Source organism: Streptomyces sp. CHD11 (assembly GCF_018638295.1).
Taxonomy (GTDB): domain Bacteria; phylum Actinomycetota; class Actinomycetes; order Streptomycetales; family Streptomycetaceae; genus Streptomyces.
This window is the reverse complement of record NZ_JABTTS010000022.1, coordinates 51,559-67,059: the sequence shown is the minus strand read 5'-3', so window position 1 is coordinate 67,059 and position 15,501 is coordinate 51,559. Positions and strand designations below refer to the sequence as shown.

Sequence of the window (15,501 nt, the reverse complement as noted above, 5' to 3'; positions counted from 1 at the left end):
CGTCGTGTGTGTCGTGCTCATCAGCACCAGCGTGGCGCGGGGCCGATGTTGTCGATGTGCCCGGCCGGGCCCCAGGCCCAGGTGCCGTCCGTGAGGAGGTACCAGAGGGGGTTGCCGTTCACCTTGTCGCCGGGGACCTTGCAGAAGATGGAGACGACCTCGCCCCGGTGGGCGTAGCGGATGATGTGCGCACCGCGGTTCGGGGCGGTGCGCAGGGCGAGCTTGCTCGCGGTGACGCGGCCCCGGTACTGGCCCTGGTCGCCGTGATTGCCGCCGGCGGCGTGCTGCTGGTTCGAGCCGGTGCTGTTGCCGTTGCCGCCGCTCTGCTGGTCGCCGTGGCCGGTGTTGTCGCCGTTGCCGCCGCTCTGCTGGTCGGTGGCGCCGGCGTTGTGGCCGTTGCCGTTGCCGCCGCTCTGCTGGCTCCAGTTTCCCTGGTCGCTGCTCTGGCTCGGGTCGTCGGCGGCGAACGCGGGGGTGACGGCGGTCGCGACGGCCAGCGCTCCGGCTGCGAGAGCTATGGGCAGACGGCGGGTGAGAGGGCGGCTCGGAGAGGGGCGCGGGGCCATGGCGGTACCTCCATGCGGGGGGAGAGAACGGGTCGAAGGTGACTTGTCGCCACACTAGGAGCGCGCTGTGCCACCCGCCCGTGCTGCTGCGCCAATGGGGACCGGGCCCTCCGGGGGAGGGCGGGGTGGTGTGCCCCGGCCGGGGCGGCCGGGGGCTCCGCCCCCGGACCACCCGGCCCGCACCCACCCGCCACCCGACTCGGTGGGCTGGAACGCGGGCCACGGGTGGTTGTTCAGCGGGGGAGCGGGGGTGCGTCGGGGTGGTTCAGCAGGGGGGACAGCAGGTCGCCGTGGGCCTGCGTGCGGGGGGTGATGTCGGGGGCGCGGAAGGCCAGCCGGTCGGGGGAGCGGCAGTCCTCCACCTCCTCCCAGGTCACCGGGGCCGACACCAGGGGTTCGGGCCGCGCGCGCAGGGTGTACGGGGTGGCCGTGGTCTTCCGGGCGGCGTTCTGGCTCCAGTCGACGAAGACCTTCCCCGGCCGCAGGTTCCGGTTCATCCGGTGCAGCACCAGCCGGGGCATGGCCTGCTCCGCCTCCACGGCCAGGTCCTTCGCGTACTCCGAGACCTGTTCGGAGGTGGCGCCGCGCACCGCGGCGAGCAGATGCAGCCCCTTCGAGCCGGAGGTCTTGGCGCGCGCCTCGATACCGTCCGCCGCCAGCCGCTCCCGCAGCCACACCGCGACCTCGCAGCACTGCACGACCGTCGCCGGGGCACCGGGGTCCAGGTCGAACACGATCCGGTCGGCCTGCCCGGGGTCCCCGACGAGCCACTGGTGCGTGTGGAACTCGGTGACCAGGTTCGCCGCCCACATCAGGCTCGGCAGATCCTGCACCAGCACCATCCGGGCCGGCCCCTCGGACCTCGGCACCTGCGCGGTGGTCACCCACTCGGGCGTACCCGGCGGCACGTTCTTGGTGAAGAACACCTGGCCGTCGGGCCCGTCCGGATACCGCAGGAAGGACACCGGCCGGTCCCGCAGATGGGGCAGCAGCACATCGGCGACGGTCGCGTAGTAGTGCAGTACCTCCGCCTTGGTGAAGCCGGTGGCGGGATAGAGCACCTTCTCCAGATTGCTGAGCGGGAGCCGTCGCCCCTCCACCTCGGTGATTGGCGCCATATCATGAGAATTCCACGCAAACCGCAAAAAAGCCCCGACAGTGTCCGGCCTGCGACCGGAAAGGTGCCGCACGTGAGGTCCATCTGGAACGGCGCGATCTCGTTCGGCCTGGTCAGCATCCCGATCAAGCTGGTGAACGCCACCGAGAACCACTCGATCTCCTTCCGCCAGATCCACACGGAGGACGGCGGCCGGATCCGGTACCGCAAGTTCTGCGAACTGGAGGACCGCGAGGTCACCGGCCAGGAGATCGGCAAGGGCTACGAGGACTCCGACGGCTCGATCATCCCGATCACCGACGAGGACCTCTCCAGCCTGCCGCTCCCCACCGCCCGGACGATCGAGATCGTCGCCTTCGTCCCCGAGGACCGGATCGACCCGCTCCAGATGGACGCCGCGTACTACCTGGCGGCGGGCGGGGCCCCGGCGGCCAAGCCGTACACGCTCTTGCGCGAGGCGCTGAAGCGCAGCAACAAGGTGGCCATCGCGAAGTACGCGCTGCGCGGCCGGGAGCGCCTGGGGATGCTCCGGGTGGTCGGTGACGCCATCGCCATGCACGGACTCCTGTGGCCGGACGAGGTCCGCGCCCCCGAGGGCGTCGCGCCCGACACCGACGTCACGGTCCGTGACAAGGAGCTGGACCTCGCGGACGCCCTGATGGACACCCTCGGCGAGGTCGATCTGGAGGACCTGCACGACGAGTACCGGGAGGCCGTCGAGGAGGTCATCGCGGCGAAGGCCTCCGGCGAGGCCCCGCCCGAGACGACCGCGCCGGAGCGGGGCGGCAAGGTCCTGGACCTGATGGCCGCCCTGGAGAGCAGCGTCCGCGCGGCCCGGGAATCCCGCGGCGAGGAACCGGAGGAGGAGGCCGAGGTCAAGCGCATGCCGCAGCGCGCGACGCCGCGCTCGTCGCCCAAGGAGACCGGGGGCAAGAAGTCGACGTCGACGGCGAGGAAGAAGACGGCGTCCTCGGCCCGCAAGTCGACGTCGAAGGCGGGCGGGGGCGAGAAGAAGACGACGGCGAAGAGCACGGCGAAGAGCACGGCCAAGACGTCGGGCGGCTCGACGGCGAAGAAGACGCCCGCGAAGAAGACCCCGGCGAAGAAGGCGACCTCCCGCAAACGCTCCGCCTGACCCCTGCGAGATGGGCCCCGGCGGGCGTGGCGCGACCGCTCGCCCGGGCGCAGCGCCTTGTGGAAAACGTCACGAACCATCCCGTTCACCCGCGAATCCGGGGCCGCCGACGTGACGGATGCCGTCACCTGGATCCCGGCACCCGTGTTCGCCGTCTTCCTCCAGGAGGGTGCTTCGATGTGCGCGACCCGCGAGCCCTGTACGCGTGGCGGTGGCGTCCGGGCGCGGGAAAACGAGACTGTCGGCGGAGGGCATGACCGAGGACGAGTTCGACGCTTTCTACGCGGCCGCGTTCCCCCGCCTGACCGGGCAGCTCTATGCCTTCACCGGTGACCTGGGCGAGGCTCAGGACGTGGTCCAGGAGGCGTTCGTACGGGCCTGGGACCGGCGTCACAGACTGCGGGCCGACGAGGCCCCGGAGGCCTGGACGCGCACCGTCGCCATGCGCCTGGCCGTGAGCCGCTGGCGGCGCGCGCGACGCTGGCTCGAACTGGTGCGGCACACCCCGCCGCCGGAGTCGACCCCCGGCCCGGGCCCCGACCGCACCGCCCTGGTCTCCGCCCTGCGCCTGCTGCCCGAGACACAGCGCATGGCGGTCGTGCTGCACCATCTGTGCGACCTCAGCGTCGAGCAGGTAGCCTCCGAGACCGGCGCACCCGTGGGGACGGTCAAGGCCCGGCTGTCCCGCGGACGGGCGGCCCTGGCCAGACACCTGGCGGTGGACGAGGCCGAGGAGCCGGCCTGGAGGGAGCGCGGCCGTGTCGGATGAACTCGGCGTCGCCCTGCGCGACCTGGTGGCACGGTACGAGACGCCGCCCCGGGTGGACGCCGCGGAGATCCGCGGTCGCGCCGGACGCCGCTCACGCCGCCGCAGGACGGCCCTCGCGCTCGGTACCGCGGCCTGCGTGCTGACGGCCGTCGCCCTCACGCTGGACACCGGGGCCCCCGCCGGGAACCGGCACCGTCCGGGCACGGCCCCGGACGTCCCGGCGCCCAGCGCGGCCGCCCCGGGCGAGGCCGCCCCGAGCATGGCGACCCCGGGTCCTCGCACCAGCTCGTCGGGGGTACTGGACCTGGGCCGTCACACCCTCACGGTCGGCGACCGCGTGCTGCGGGTCGCCTCGCACTCCTTCGGCCGGATCCCGGCCGGCACCCGGCTGACGGTGGCGGCCAAGACGGAGTCCGACCTGCTGCCGCTCGAAGGCCGCCCAGGGACCGAGAAGCCGGTCGAGGTGCCGTACCTGGTGGAGTTGCGCACCCCCGGCCGGGAAGCCGTCTACGCCGCCGGCCTCACCTTCGACACCCGGGCACTCATGAGCGTCCCGGGGAAGGACGGCTGGGTCGGCATGAGCCTCGGGGACGCGGAGTGGTTCTACCACCGGGTCCGGGTGGGCGCCCGGATCGAGATCACCTCGACGGCCACCCCCGGCGCCCCGGCGGGAACCGCCCGCGACACCCCCGTCCCTCAGCGGGAGTGAGCGGGTCAGGCCACCAGACCCCGCCGGTAGGCGTACACGACCGCCTGGACGCGGTCACGGAGATGGAGCTTGGCGAGGATGCGCGAGACGAAGGTCTTCACCGTCTCCTGACTGATCACCAGCGACGCGGCGATCTCGCTGTTGGACAGTCCCTCCGCGATGAGACGGAGGACCTCCAGCTCGCGGGGGGTCAGCGGGACGTCCCGCGCGCCGTCCTCGACGGGCCGGATCCGGGCGGCGTACCGGCCCACGAGCCGGCGCGTCACATCGGGGTCCAGCAGCGCCGCCCCCATGGCCACGGTCCGGATCCCGTGCAGCAGCCGGTCCGGCGGGGCGTCCTTGAGCAGGAACCCGCTCGCCCCGGCGCGCAGCGCCTCGTAGACGTACTCGTCGAGATTGAACGTGGTCACCACGAGCACCTTGGCGGGTTCCGGCACCCCGGCACCGGCCAGCAGCCGGGTCGCCTCGATGCCGTCGAGGACCGGCATCCGCACATCCATCACCACGACGTCCGGCCGCACCTTCGCGGCGAGGTCGACGGCGGCCTGCCCGTCACCGCATTCGCCCGCCACCTCCAGGTCGGGCTGGGCGTCGATGATCGTCACCAGTCCGGTACGGATCAGCATCTGGTCGTCGCAGACGAGGACCCGGATCGGCGCGATGGTCACGTGCTGCTCCCGGTGGGTATCCGGGCCCGTACGACGAACCCGCCGCCGGGGTGGCCGTCGGCGCTGAACTCGCCGCCGAGGACGTCGACCCGCTGACGGAGACCGGCGAGACCCCGTCCGCTCCCGCCGGGCGACGAGGCGGTCCAGGACCCGGATCCGTCCGTGCTGACCTCCACGGTGATGTCCCTCCCACTGTGCTGCACCTGCACCGAAGTGCGGCTGCCGTGAGCGTACTTGAGTGCGTTGGTCAGTGCCTCCTGCACCACTCGGTACGCCACGAGATCTGCACTTCCGGTGGCCGTCGCCGGTGTTCCCTTCTCGGTGAAGTCCACCGGCTGTCCGGCCCGGCGGGTCTGCTCCACGAGGGTGAGCAGCCGGCCCACGGTGGGCGCCCTGGCCTCGTTGCCGTAGCCGGGGTCGAGCAGGTCGAGAAGGTGCCGCAGGTCGGTGATGGCGCGGCGGCCGGTGTCGGTGACGGCGTTCAGGGTCTGGTCGAGCCGGTCCGGCGCGGCGGTCAGATACCGGGCCGCCTCCGCCTGTACGACCATCGCCGTCACATGATGGGTCACCACATCGTGCAACTCGCGGGCGATGCGGGTTCGTTCGGCGGCCCGCGTCTCCTCCGCGACTCTGCTGCGCCGCTCCGCCTCCTCGATCCGGGTGTTGCGCAGCCACACCCCGATGCCCCACGCGAGGCACAGCGCGAAGTAGAACGTCACGAACTCGGCCGGGGGCTCCGGCGTGTCCCGCCGGAGGAACTCGGTCACCAGCAGCACATACGCCGCGGAGAAGACGATCGCGGTCGTGCGCCGGTGCCGTTCCAGATGAGAGCCCGTGCTCAGCAGCGCGATGGGCAGGGCCGTACCGGCGAGCGAGTGGTAGCCGCGCAGCTGGTCGACGGCGAAGCCGGACATCACCAGGGCGAGGCAGAGGACGGGCCACCGCCGGCGCACGGCGAGCGGCAGGCACTGGAGGGCGACCGCGGCGACGGCCAGGGCGTCGAACGGCCGGTCCGCCATGCCGCCGAACTGTGTCCCGCGGCTGTGCGACACCGGCACGAGTGCCGCGGCGAGGATCAGCACGCCGAGGGGAAGGTCGCGGAGGGTGACGTGGAGCCGGCCCCAGACCTCCCCGGCCCGCCTCGGACTGGTCACCGGGGGAGTGTAACGGTGGTGTCGACGCGGTCGGCACGTCCAGCACGGGGGACCAGGTTGCCGCGCCTGCGGGCCAGCCACAGGAACGCGATGGTCAGCAGCACACCGAACAGCAGGGCGTACCCGCTCGCCTCCGGGCCGAAGTCGCCGCCGCTGATGAGGGTCGGCCCGGACGTCGAGGCGTCCAGCAGTCCCTGCTGGGTGTCGTTGCCCGAGACCTCGGTGCTGAAGATGCCGGAGGCGGCGTAGTTCCAGCCGAAGTGGACGCCGATCGGCACCCAGAGACTGCGGGTGGCGGCGTACGCGGCGGCCAGCATGGTTCCGGCCCCGAGGGTAATGACGACAGCGCCCCACAGGGTGGCGTCCGGGTTGGCCATGTGCCACAGGCCGAACAGCACGCTGGTCGGGGCCAGGGCGATCCAGGTGCCGGCGCGTTCCTCGATGACCCTGAACAGGACCCCCCGGAACAGCAGTTCCTCGGTGACGGCGGCGGCGGCCATGAATCCGGCCAGCCCCACCGCGCCGGTCACCGACCCGAGACCGTCGGTCTCGTAGTGCCCGAGGAGGGCGATGTTGGCGATGACCGCCCCGAACATCGCGACGCCGATCAGCAGGCCCCGCCCGGTCGCGGTCACCGCTCCTTCCCGGGCCAGCTCCGTGACGGTCCGCCGCTCGGTCCGCCGTACCACCCAGGCGTAGACGAACAGGGCGGCAGCCACGGTGAGACCACCGACGACGAGCGTGAGCCACGGATTGTCCCGCACAGCGAAGGCGCTGCGTCCTCCGACGAGGGACACCGCCACGACGGCCAGCAACTGCCAAACGACTCTCACGAGTTCACTCCTCCGAAGCCTCCGCGGCCCACCGCCGCCACTGCCTCGAACGCTACGGATCCGCCCGTGCGGAAGCGTCACCTCACGGTGGACACCCGCGCGTAGCTCCCACGGGGGACAACGAGCGCCCCGGCCCGGCCCGGGACCGGGGGAAAGGAGCCCGGCGCACGGCCCCGGACGCCCGTCCGCCGGGCTCCGGACGCCCGTCCGCCGGGCTCCGGACGCCCGTCCGCCGGGCTCCGGACGCCCGTCCGCCGGGCGTCGGGGGTCCCCGTCCGCCAGGCTCCGGGTCCTGTCCGCGGGGCCGTGGCCCCCGTCCGCCGGCCGTTACCCCTTCACGGCTCCCGACGTCAGCCCCCGGATGAACGACCGCTGCAGCGCCAGGAAGGCGAGCACCGACGGCACCATCGCCAGGAACGCGCCGACCAGCAGCACCCCGATACCCACCTGGTCGTCCGAGCGCAGGGAGCGCAGCGCCAGCGGCAGGGTGTACTGCGCCGGGTCGGTGGCGACCAGCAGCGGCAGCATGTACTGGTCCCAGATCATCGTGAACCCGAAGATGCCGATGACCCCGAGGGCGGGCCGGCACAGCGGCAGGACGACCTGCCAGAAGATGCGGAACTCGCCCGCCCCGTCCAGCCGTGCCGACTCCTCCAGTTCCCTGGGGATCTCCTTCATGAACTCGGTCATCACCAGGATCGAGAAGCCCCAGGCCGCCACCGGCACGATCATGCCGGCCAGCGATCCGACCAGGCTGATCCGCAGCAGCGGCAGATCCGCCAGCAGCACCGACAGCGGGACGGCCAGCACCTCCTCCGGCAGCATCATCGTCGCCAGGATGAGCACCAGCACGGCCGCCGAGCCCCGGAACCGCTTGCGGGCCAGCGCGTACCCGGCGAAGACACTCACCGCGACCTGCAGCGCCAGCCCCGCGCCGACGACGATGAACGAGTTGAGGAGGTAGTCGAGGACGTTCCGGTCGATCGCCCGTTCCAGGTTGTCCAGGGACAGCCGGTCGGGGAACAGGGTGAACTGTGTCGGGTCCACGGTCGGCGTGAAGGCGCCGATCATCAGTGCCAGCAACGGTCCCGCGAAGACCGCGAACAGGAGGGTGAACAGCACGAACCGCACCAGCCTGGCCCATGGCCCGCGGGCCTCCTGGAGGCCGAGCGCCGTCTCGTTCCTCATCGGGCCTCCCTCCGGCGCAGGCGCGACGCGATCGTCAGCGCCAGCAGAATCACGAACAGCATGACGGTCCCGGCCGCCGCCACCCCCAGCTCGTTGCGTTCGAGGCCGAGCTTGTAGATGAGCGTCAGCAGCACTTCCGTCGAGCCGTCGGGCCCGCCGTTGGTGAGCAGGAAGACCTCGGTGAAGATCCGCAGGCCCCGGATGGCGGCCAGCGTCAGCAGGATCGCGAACACCGGCCGCAGTCCGGGCACCGTGACGTGCCAGATCCGGCGGAAGCGCGAGGCGCCGTCGACCGCGGAGGCCTCGTAGAGCACCCGGTCCACGCCGGCCAGCCCCGCCAGGAAGATCATCATGTCGTACGGGGCGCCCCGCCAGATACCGACGAAGGCGATGGACGCCAGTGAGCTGTCCGGCGAGTTGAGGAACTCGCTGGGGCCCATGCCGAAGACGGACAGCACCGAGTTCAGCGCGCCCCCCTCGGCCGGGTAGTACATGACCCGCCACACCTCGGCGACGACCGCCATGGCCGTGACCACCGGCAGGAAGATCGCCGAGCGGATGAACCACAGTGACCGGGTCTGGCCCTCCAGCAGCAGCGCCAGAGCCAGTCCGATGACGATCGAACCGGCGGTCGTGGCCACGGCCAGGACCACCGTGTGCCACACCGCCGCACCGAAGTCGGCGCTGCCCGCGATCTCGGAGTAGTTCTCGCCTCCGACATACGTGTTACCGAGGAACGGACGGACCTCCTGGAAGCTCATCTGCAGGGCCTGCGCCATGGGGATGAACTTGAAGTACAGGAAGAGCAGCAGGGCCGGCGCCAGGAACAGCCAGGGCGTCGCGGCCCGCCGCCACCGCGTCTTCGCCGGCGGGCCCGTACGGGGCGGGCGCCGGACGTCCGGCTTGCGCGACGCCCGCGCCTCGGTCACGGTCATCAGCCCTTGGCCTCCTGCTTCTCGAGCTCGGCGTCGATCTCACCGGCCAGTTCGCCCATCGCCTGTCCCACGTCGCGGGAGCATTCGGAGACCACGCCGTTGAGGCCCTCGGAGGAGATCTGGCGGACGGTGGACCAGTTGGGCAGGGCCGCCGCGTTGCGGCCGGAGGCGTCGTAGACCTTCTGGAACACGTCCCAGCGCGGGTCCTCGCGCTCGGCCGCCCCGTCCACCGTGGTGTTGACCGGCAGACGGACGATGATGCCGCCGTTGTCCACGCCCAGGCCGATCTTCTGTCCGGCGGGGGCGGCGGCGAACTCGGCGAACTCCTGCTGGCCCTTCTCGTTGGACGAGCCGGCCATCAGATAGACGTTCTCGCCCTCCGCCAGGGCGGCTTGGCCGTCGGCGCCGGGCGGGGCGGGGACCACCTCGTACTTGTCCTTGCCCAGCGACCCGTCGAAGCGCGGCAGCATGTACGGCCCGGTCAGGTAGATGCCGCCCTTGCCGCTCTCGAACACGGTGTGGGTGGTGGCGGTGTCCGCCGTGGTGGCCCCCGGCTGGACGACCTTGGAGTCGCAGAACATCGCCTGGAGCTTCTCCACGGCCTCTACCGAGGCGGGCTCGTCGATCGCGGCCGTGTAGCCGTCACCCTGCTTCTTGACGAAGTCACCGCCCTCGGACCACAGCATGGTGGAGAACCACCAGGTCAGATAGCCACGGGTGGTGGTCCCCGGCACCACCATCCCGGCGGTGTCGTTCTTCCCGTTGCCGTCCGGGTCCTCCTCGGTGAACTTGACCGCCAGATCGGTCAGCTCGTCCCAGGACGTGGGAACGTCCGCTCCCACCTTCTCCCGCCAGTCCTTGCGTATCAGCAGCGCGAAGGCCTGCGAGTTGAAGGGCACTCCGTAGTACTTGCCGTCGTATCCCTGCGCCGCCTCCCAGGCCCGGTCGGCGAGGTCGGCACTGCCGGCCAGGCCCTCGCGGTCGACCTCGCGGACCAGCCCCTGGGTCACCAGGTTGCCCAGCTGTCCGGTGTCGTTGATGACGATGTCGGGGAGGTCCTTCTGGGCGGTGCGCTGCTGGAGCTTGGTCTCGAAGTCGTTCACACCGACGGCGACGAGCTTCGCGTCGATGCCGCTCTCCTCGGCGAACGCCTTGGTAAGGGCCTCGGCCGACTCCGCGGCGGGGCTGCCGGCGTCCTGCCGGATCCAGACCTCCAACGACTGTGATTCATCCTGCTGTTGACCTGATCCACCCGATGAACAACCGGTGGCGGCGGCGGCGACGGCGAGAACGGCGGCGATGGCGCCGAACCGCCGCGCTCCTTCAGGCTTACGGAGTTGCTTCGACACGGGAGCTCCGTCCATTGCGTACGGGCGAGGTGGCCGGACTCTACGCACAGACATTGCCTGAATCAATAGAATGAACAGAATTTACATACATGAACGACAGGGGGCGGGCGGCCTCCCCGACCGGACCGGCGGACACCCTGCCGCCACCCCGCAGGGCACCATGGGAGGTATGGCCGATGACAACCGGATCGTGAACACCCACCAGTTCGAGGCGTGGAACGGCTACGAGGGCCGGCACTGGGCCGAACACCAGGCGCGCTACGACGCCCTCAACGACCCCGCCAACGCCCCGCTCCTGGCGGCCGCCGCGCTCCGGGACACGGACAGCGTCCTGGACATCGGCTGCGGCAACGGCCGCCTGACCAGGCTGGCCGCCCGCACCGCGGCCCGCGCCGTCGGCGTGGACCTGTCCGCCCCCATGCTGGAACGCGCCCGCGAGAGCGCCGCCGGGGAACACCTCACCCACGTCACCCACCTCCAGGCCGACGCCCAGGTGCACCCGTTCGCGCCGGGCTCCTTCGACGTCGCCCTGAGCCGCTTCGGGGTGATGTTCTTCGCCGACCCGGTCGCCGCGTTCGCGAACATCGGCCGCGCGCTGCGCCCGGAGGGCCGCCTGGCCTTCGTCTGCCCGCAGCCGGTCACCGCCATGGACCAGTCGGCGGTCTTCGCAGCCGTGGCCGGACACGTGACCCTGCCCGACTTCGACGAGCGGCAGGAAACGGGCCCCGCCGCCTTCGCCGACCCCGCCCGCCCCGGGGAAGTCCTGTCCGGGGCCGGATTCGACACCATCACCGTGGACCCGCTCGAGGTGGTGCAGGAGTGGGGTACGGACCCGGCGGACGCCGCCGGCTTCCTCTTCGGCTGGGGTCCGATGCGGCACTGGCTGCGCGAGGCCGCCCCCGAGTCCGTCGCCCGCGCCCACCGGGCCGCCACGGACGCCTTCGGCGCCTACGCGACACCCGAGGGCGTACACCTGACGGCCCGCTACTGGCTGGTGACCGCGACCTGGCCGGGCACACCGTGACGCCCCGCGTGAGCGCGAAGCAGAGCCGCGCCCGGGACCTGGTCAGGCCGGCCGGACTCCCTGCCGGGCGCGCTCGTCGTCCTCCCGGTGGAGCATCAGGTGCTCATGGAGGACAACGCCGTCCCGGATGTCGCCGGTGGCGGTGAAGCCGGTGCCGTCGACGTGGTCGAGGCGGCTGCCGGTGACGGTACAGCCGCCGGTGCAGGCGCTCCGGCGGCTGCCGCGCGCCTCGTCGTAGCGGCCGTCCGGCAGCGGTTCCTGGCGGACGAGACCGTCCGAGGTCACCCACATCCCGGCATACGGGTGCGGGGCGCGGGGCGTGTCGTGGGTGGTCAGGCCCGGTCGCCCAGGCCGCCGGAGGCAACCAGGTCTCCGTCTGCCCGGGTGGGGGCTTCCTGGGTGTCGCACACCTGGGCAGACGGCGGCCTGGTTCCGATCGTGCGGAGCGACGAACGTGGTGGGCGGACAGTCCTCACGGCTGCCGCACATCCGCCTCGCGGCTGCCCCGGCGCTTCCCCGCGCCCGGGCGGACCGAGGAACCGACCGCACCGAGGAGCACGCGATGAACCACACCGACTCCGGCACCCACACCGTGAGCTGGAACCCCGAGGCGCTCGACGAGATCCTCTCGAACGACGAGGGCCGTCCCGTCCTGTTCGCCAACGCCCGCATCCTCACCATGGACCCGGTGATCGGGACCATGACCGGCGCCGACCTCCTGCTCGTCGGTTCCCTGCTCGTGGGCGTCGGCCCGGGCATCATCACCGCCGCTCAGGACGACAACGCCATCGTCGTCGACTGCACCGGCATGACCATCGCTCCGGCCGTCGTGGACGCCGTGGCCCTGGCCGGCGGCCGTGGCCACCGTTCGGACCACGTCGCGACGCTGACCCCGGGCAACACCACCGACATCCTGGTCGTGCCCGACGCGCTCGCCCCCGACGTGCCGAGCGCGGTGGTCGCGCTCGTCACCCGGCCGGAGCAGGTCCGCGCACTCGTCGCGGCCGGCCGGCCGGTCCTCTGGGCCGGCGCCGACGTCCCCGGCCGGCCCCGCGCCCCCGAGGCGGGCATCCCGGCCGCCGGGGACCTGACCGGCAGCCCGCGCGTCGGTGTCTGGATCGACGAACACGACTTCCTGCACCAGGAGCTCACCGCCGACGGCCGCTACGACGAGACCCGGGGCGGCCGCCCGCACGCCTATCAGGGCCGCTACTGGATCGACGGCGACCGCGTCGACTACCTGGACGACCTCGGCTTCTGGGCCTACGGAGAGTTCAAGGGCGACGAGCTGCACCACGCGGGCTACGTCATGAAACCCGGCTGACCTTCCCGCCGGCCGGGGCGACGACGGCCCCGGCCCCGGGCGCGACCTTTTGGGAGACCCCGGCCGCCTGATCGCCGTGCCGGGCGCGGCCGAGCCCGGTTGCCGCAGCAGCCCGGCCGCTTCCGGCCGCTTCCGGCCGCTCCCGGCTGCCCCGGCCCTCCCGGCTGCCCCGGCCCTCCCGGGGCCCCCGGGAAACTCGGCCCCCGGCGCAACCCTTGCCGACGTGGCCCTGCACCCATCCTGCGGGCCCTCTCCGACGCATGGCCCGTCCTCCCGGTCCCCTCTCCTCCGTACGGAAGGCAGAACTCTCATGGAAGCCCATACCACCAGCGCCGCAGTCCTCGACGAGCTCCGGCGCCGGCCCGCCGACCGGCGGCGCATCCTGTTCACCGGCGCGACCGTTGTCACCATGGACCCCGGTCTCGGCGTCATCGACGGCGGCGACGTCCTCGTCGAGGGCGACACGATCACCGCGGTCGGCCGCGACCTCGACGCCGGCGACGCGGTGGCCGTGGACGCCACCGGAACGATCCTCACCCCCGGCTTCGTCGACACCCACCGGCACGCCTGGGAGACCCAGCTGCGCCGGATCATGCCGGACGTCGACGACCTCGGCGGCTACGTCATGGCCACCCTGGCCAGCTACGCCACGGTCTACCGGCCCGAGGACATGTACACCGGCACCCGTCTGGCCGCCCTCACCGCCATCGACAGCGGCATCACCACCCTGCTCGACTTCTCCCACAACTCCCGCACACGCGAGCACTCCGACGCCGCGATCGAGGCCCTCCGCGACACCGGCATCCGCGGCGTGCACGCCTCCATGGGCCCGCACTTCGGCGACTGGGACCGGCAGTGGCCAGGCGACCTGACCCGCATCAAGGACCAGTACTTCAGCAGCGACGACCAACTGCTCACGCTGCGCCTGGCGACCCTGGCCACCGACGAGATCGCCGGACCGGCCCTCACCTACGGCACCGGGCCGGCCCGCGTCGCCGCGGACCTGGGCATCGCAGTGAGCGTGGACGCCGTCTTCGGCGCCTCCTCCTCCGAGGCGGTCCTGCGCTGGGCCGAGGACGGCATTCTCAGCCCCGACGTCACCCTCATCCACGCCACCGGACTGACCCCCGAGGCATGGAAGGCCATGGGGGAGACCGGCACCACCGTCGCACTCGCCCCCACGTCCGACGCGCAGATCGGCCTGGAGACCGCGATCCCCGCCGTCGACGAGGCCCTGTCCGCCGGCATCCGCCCCGGACTCAGCATCGACGTCGAAGTCGCCCTGGCCAGCGACATGTTCTCGCAGATGCGAGCCCTGCACGCCATCCAGCGGATGCGCGCGGTCAACGCCGCCTACGGCACCGACGAGCAGCCCTCCCGGATCACCACCCACGACGTCCTGGACTTCGCCACCCTCCAGGGCGCCCGCACCAACGGCCTGTCCGGCGTCACCGGTTCACTCACGCCGGGCAAGAAGGCCGACCTGCTGGTCATCGAGGCCGAGGCCCTCAACAACATGCCGCTCAACGACCCGATCGGCACCATCGTGCTGGGCTCCGACGCCCGCAACATCAGCGCCGTCCTCATCGACGGCGAGCCCCGCAAGTGGGACGGTCGGGTCCTCGACGTCGACCTGACCGCCCTGCGCGCACAGGTCCACGCCTCACGCGAGTACGTACTGAACACCCCGGCCGCGTGAGCAGCCGGACGCCCGACGATCCCCCGGCCGGGTCTTCCTTCCCGGCCGGGGGATCGAGGGGCCGCGGGCGCCCGAGTGGAGGGCGCCCGCGCCGTCACGTCAGGCGACGTCGTCGTGCGCGGTGGCCGCGGACTTCTCCCGCCAGGGCGCGAGGTCGTCCCGCACCTGCTGGTACTTGACGTCGAGCCGCTCCAGAGTGTCGCGCCCGAGATAGAGGTGCGTGGGCAGCTTCTCGGCGGAAGCGGCCTCGACGATGAGGGCAGCACCCTTCACGGGGTCGCCGGGCTGGGCGTGGTTGGCCTGGTCGATCCAGTCCAGCGTCAGGTGTGCGGGGGTGTCGTCGTAGTCGGCGATGCGGTCCGCGGCCACCGAGAGGGAGCTGGAGTCGAGGAAGTCGGTACGGAAGACGCCCGGTTCGACGACCATCGACTGGATGCCGAACGGGGCCATCTCCGCGGACAGCGCCTCACTGATGCCGGCGACGGCGAACTTCGACGCGCTGTACAGGCTGACGCCCGGTTCGCCCTCGAAACCCGAGCGCGAACCGATGTGCACGAGCCTGCCCGAGCCCTGCTTGCGCATGACGGGCAGCACGGCCCGGGTGACGTTGATCAGTCCGAAGACATTGAGGTCGAACAGCGACCGGGCCTCCGCGTCGGTGATCTCCTCCAGCGCGCCGAGCAGACCGCGGCCGGCGTTGTTGACCAGGACGTCGATGCCGCCGAACCGGTCCACGGCGGCCTCGACCGCCTGCGGGATGGAGTCGCTGTCCGTGACGTCCAGGGCGACCGCGAAGACTCGGCCGGACTTCTTCAGGTCGTCCGGCACACGCTCCGGATTCCGTACGGCGACCACGACCTCATGACCGCCTGCAAGGGCGGCGCGGGCAATCTCGGCACCGATTCCGCGGGAAGCGCCGGTGACGAACCACGTAGCCATGGTGAAACCTCTCTCCTCATTGCCTTATTCGGGTACTCGCTGCTGACCTGTCGAACTCGATGTGGTCTGTCGTGCGAGTTCCCGGGCGGCTG

Annotated in this window: 16 protein-coding genes; 6 read left to right on the top strand and 10 right to left on the bottom strand. The window is 71.8% G+C overall.

Going from position 1 to position 15,501, the window contains the following annotated elements:
* Positions 1 to 20: 20 nt before the first annotated feature.
* Together HTV45_RS21350 and ligD are read right to left on the bottom strand one after the other, a co-directional pair.
* Positions 21 to 566 carry an SH3 domain-containing protein gene (locus tag HTV45_RS21350; protein WP_215207433.1) on the bottom strand — a complete coding sequence of 182 codons (546 nt, stop codon included), beginning with the start codon at positions 564 to 566 and terminating at the stop codon, positions 21 to 23.
* Between the two features lie 233 nt (positions 567 to 799).
* On the bottom strand, positions 800 to 1,684 hold the full coding sequence (gene ligD / locus HTV45_RS21345) for a non-homologous end-joining DNA ligase (protein WP_215207432.1): 885 nt from the start codon (positions 1,682 to 1,684) through the stop codon (positions 800 to 802).
* 63 nt (positions 1,685 to 1,747) lie between these two features.
* On the opposite strand from ligD, the gene HTV45_RS21340 reads away from it, so the two are divergent.
* The 3 genes from HTV45_RS21340 to HTV45_RS21330 all read left to right on the top strand — a co-directional run bounded on the left by HTV45_RS21340 (position 1,748) and on the right by HTV45_RS21330 (position 4,296).
* Complete coding sequence (locus HTV45_RS21340; RefSeq protein WP_215207431.1) at positions 1,748 to 2,818, top strand: Ku protein; 1,071 nt, start codon at positions 1,748 to 1,750, stop codon at positions 2,816 to 2,818.
* Positions 2,819 to 3,071: 253 nt separating this feature from the next.
* Positions 3,072 to 3,587: a SigE family RNA polymerase sigma factor gene (locus tag HTV45_RS21335; protein WP_215207430.1), complete on the top strand. Its 516-nt coding sequence runs from the start codon at positions 3,072 to 3,074 to the stop codon at positions 3,585 to 3,587.
* Complete coding sequence (locus HTV45_RS21330; RefSeq protein WP_215207429.1) at positions 3,577 to 4,296, top strand: hypothetical protein; 720 nt, start codon at positions 3,577 to 3,579, stop codon at positions 4,294 to 4,296. The genes HTV45_RS21335 and HTV45_RS21330 overlap by 11 nt, the downstream gene beginning before the upstream one ends.
* 5 nt (positions 4,297 to 4,301) lie before the next feature.
* On the opposite strand, the gene HTV45_RS21325 is transcribed toward HTV45_RS21330, so the two are convergent.
* The 6 genes from HTV45_RS21325 to HTV45_RS21300 all read right to left on the bottom strand — a co-directional run bounded on the left by HTV45_RS21325 (position 4,302) and on the right by HTV45_RS21300 (position 10,423).
* A complete protein-coding gene (locus tag HTV45_RS21325) occupies positions 4,302 to 4,964 on the bottom strand; it encodes a response regulator transcription factor (RefSeq protein ID WP_215207428.1) in 663 nt (220 codons plus the stop codon).
* Positions 4,961 to 6,118, bottom strand: a complete 1,158-nt coding sequence (locus tag HTV45_RS21320) for a histidine kinase (RefSeq protein WP_215207427.1) — start codon at positions 6,116 to 6,118, stop codon at positions 4,961 to 4,963. The genes HTV45_RS21325 and HTV45_RS21320 overlap by 4 nt, the downstream gene beginning before the upstream one ends.
* Positions 6,115 to 6,951: a CPBP family intramembrane glutamic endopeptidase gene (locus HTV45_RS21315; protein WP_215207426.1), complete on the bottom strand. Its 837-nt coding sequence runs from the start codon at positions 6,949 to 6,951 to the stop codon at positions 6,115 to 6,117. The genes HTV45_RS21320 and HTV45_RS21315 overlap by 4 nt, the downstream gene beginning before the upstream one ends.
* A gap of 327 nt (positions 6,952 to 7,278) precedes the next feature.
* Complete coding sequence (locus HTV45_RS21310; protein WP_215207425.1) at positions 7,279 to 8,139, bottom strand: carbohydrate ABC transporter permease; 861 nt, start codon at positions 8,137 to 8,139, stop codon at positions 7,279 to 7,281.
* A complete protein-coding gene (locus tag HTV45_RS21305; RefSeq protein ID WP_215207424.1) occupies positions 8,136 to 9,074 on the bottom strand; it encodes a carbohydrate ABC transporter permease in 939 nt (312 codons plus the stop codon). The genes HTV45_RS21310 and HTV45_RS21305 overlap by 4 nt, the downstream gene beginning before the upstream one ends.
* Entirely contained in the window at positions 9,074 to 10,423 is a 1,350-nt protein-coding gene (locus HTV45_RS21300) for an extracellular solute-binding protein (RefSeq protein WP_308309721.1), read from the bottom strand. The genes HTV45_RS21305 and HTV45_RS21300 overlap by 1 nt, the downstream gene beginning before the upstream one ends.
* A gap of 169 nt (positions 10,424 to 10,592) precedes the next feature.
* Between HTV45_RS21300 and HTV45_RS21295 the strand changes: the two genes are divergently transcribed.
* The gene (locus HTV45_RS21295) at positions 10,593 to 11,447 is read left to right on the top strand and encodes a class I SAM-dependent methyltransferase (RefSeq protein WP_215207423.1); all 855 of its coding nucleotides are present in this window, start codon (positions 10,593 to 10,595) and stop codon (positions 11,445 to 11,447) included.
* A 42-nt stretch (positions 11,448 to 11,489) separates the two neighbouring features.
* Here the strand turns inward: HTV45_RS21295 and HTV45_RS21290 are convergent, their stop codons facing one another.
* A complete protein-coding gene (locus HTV45_RS21290) occupies positions 11,490 to 11,783 on the bottom strand; it encodes an Atu4866 domain-containing protein (RefSeq protein ID WP_285899672.1) in 294 nt (97 codons plus the stop codon).
* A 226-nt stretch (positions 11,784 to 12,009) separates the two neighbouring features.
* On the opposite strand from HTV45_RS21290, the gene HTV45_RS21285 reads away from it, so the two are divergent.
* Positions 12,010 to 12,771, top strand: coding sequence for an Atu4866 domain-containing protein (locus tag HTV45_RS21285; protein ID WP_215207421.1), 762 nt, complete (start codon positions 12,010 to 12,012; stop codon positions 12,769 to 12,771).
* A 310-nt stretch (positions 12,772 to 13,081) separates the two neighbouring features.
* Positions 13,082 to 14,470, top strand: a complete 1,389-nt coding sequence (locus tag HTV45_RS21280; RefSeq protein WP_215207420.1) for an amidohydrolase family protein — start codon at positions 13,082 to 13,084, stop codon at positions 14,468 to 14,470.
* 99 nt (positions 14,471 to 14,569) lie between these two features.
* Here HTV45_RS21280 and HTV45_RS21275 read toward each other — a convergent pair whose 3' ends face one another.
* Positions 14,570 to 15,409 (bottom strand): SDR family NAD(P)-dependent oxidoreductase, encoded by an 840-nt coding sequence (locus tag HTV45_RS21275; RefSeq protein ID WP_215207419.1) that lies wholly within the window; start codon positions 15,407 to 15,409, stop codon positions 14,570 to 14,572.
* Positions 15,410 to 15,501 lie beyond the last annotated feature (92 nt).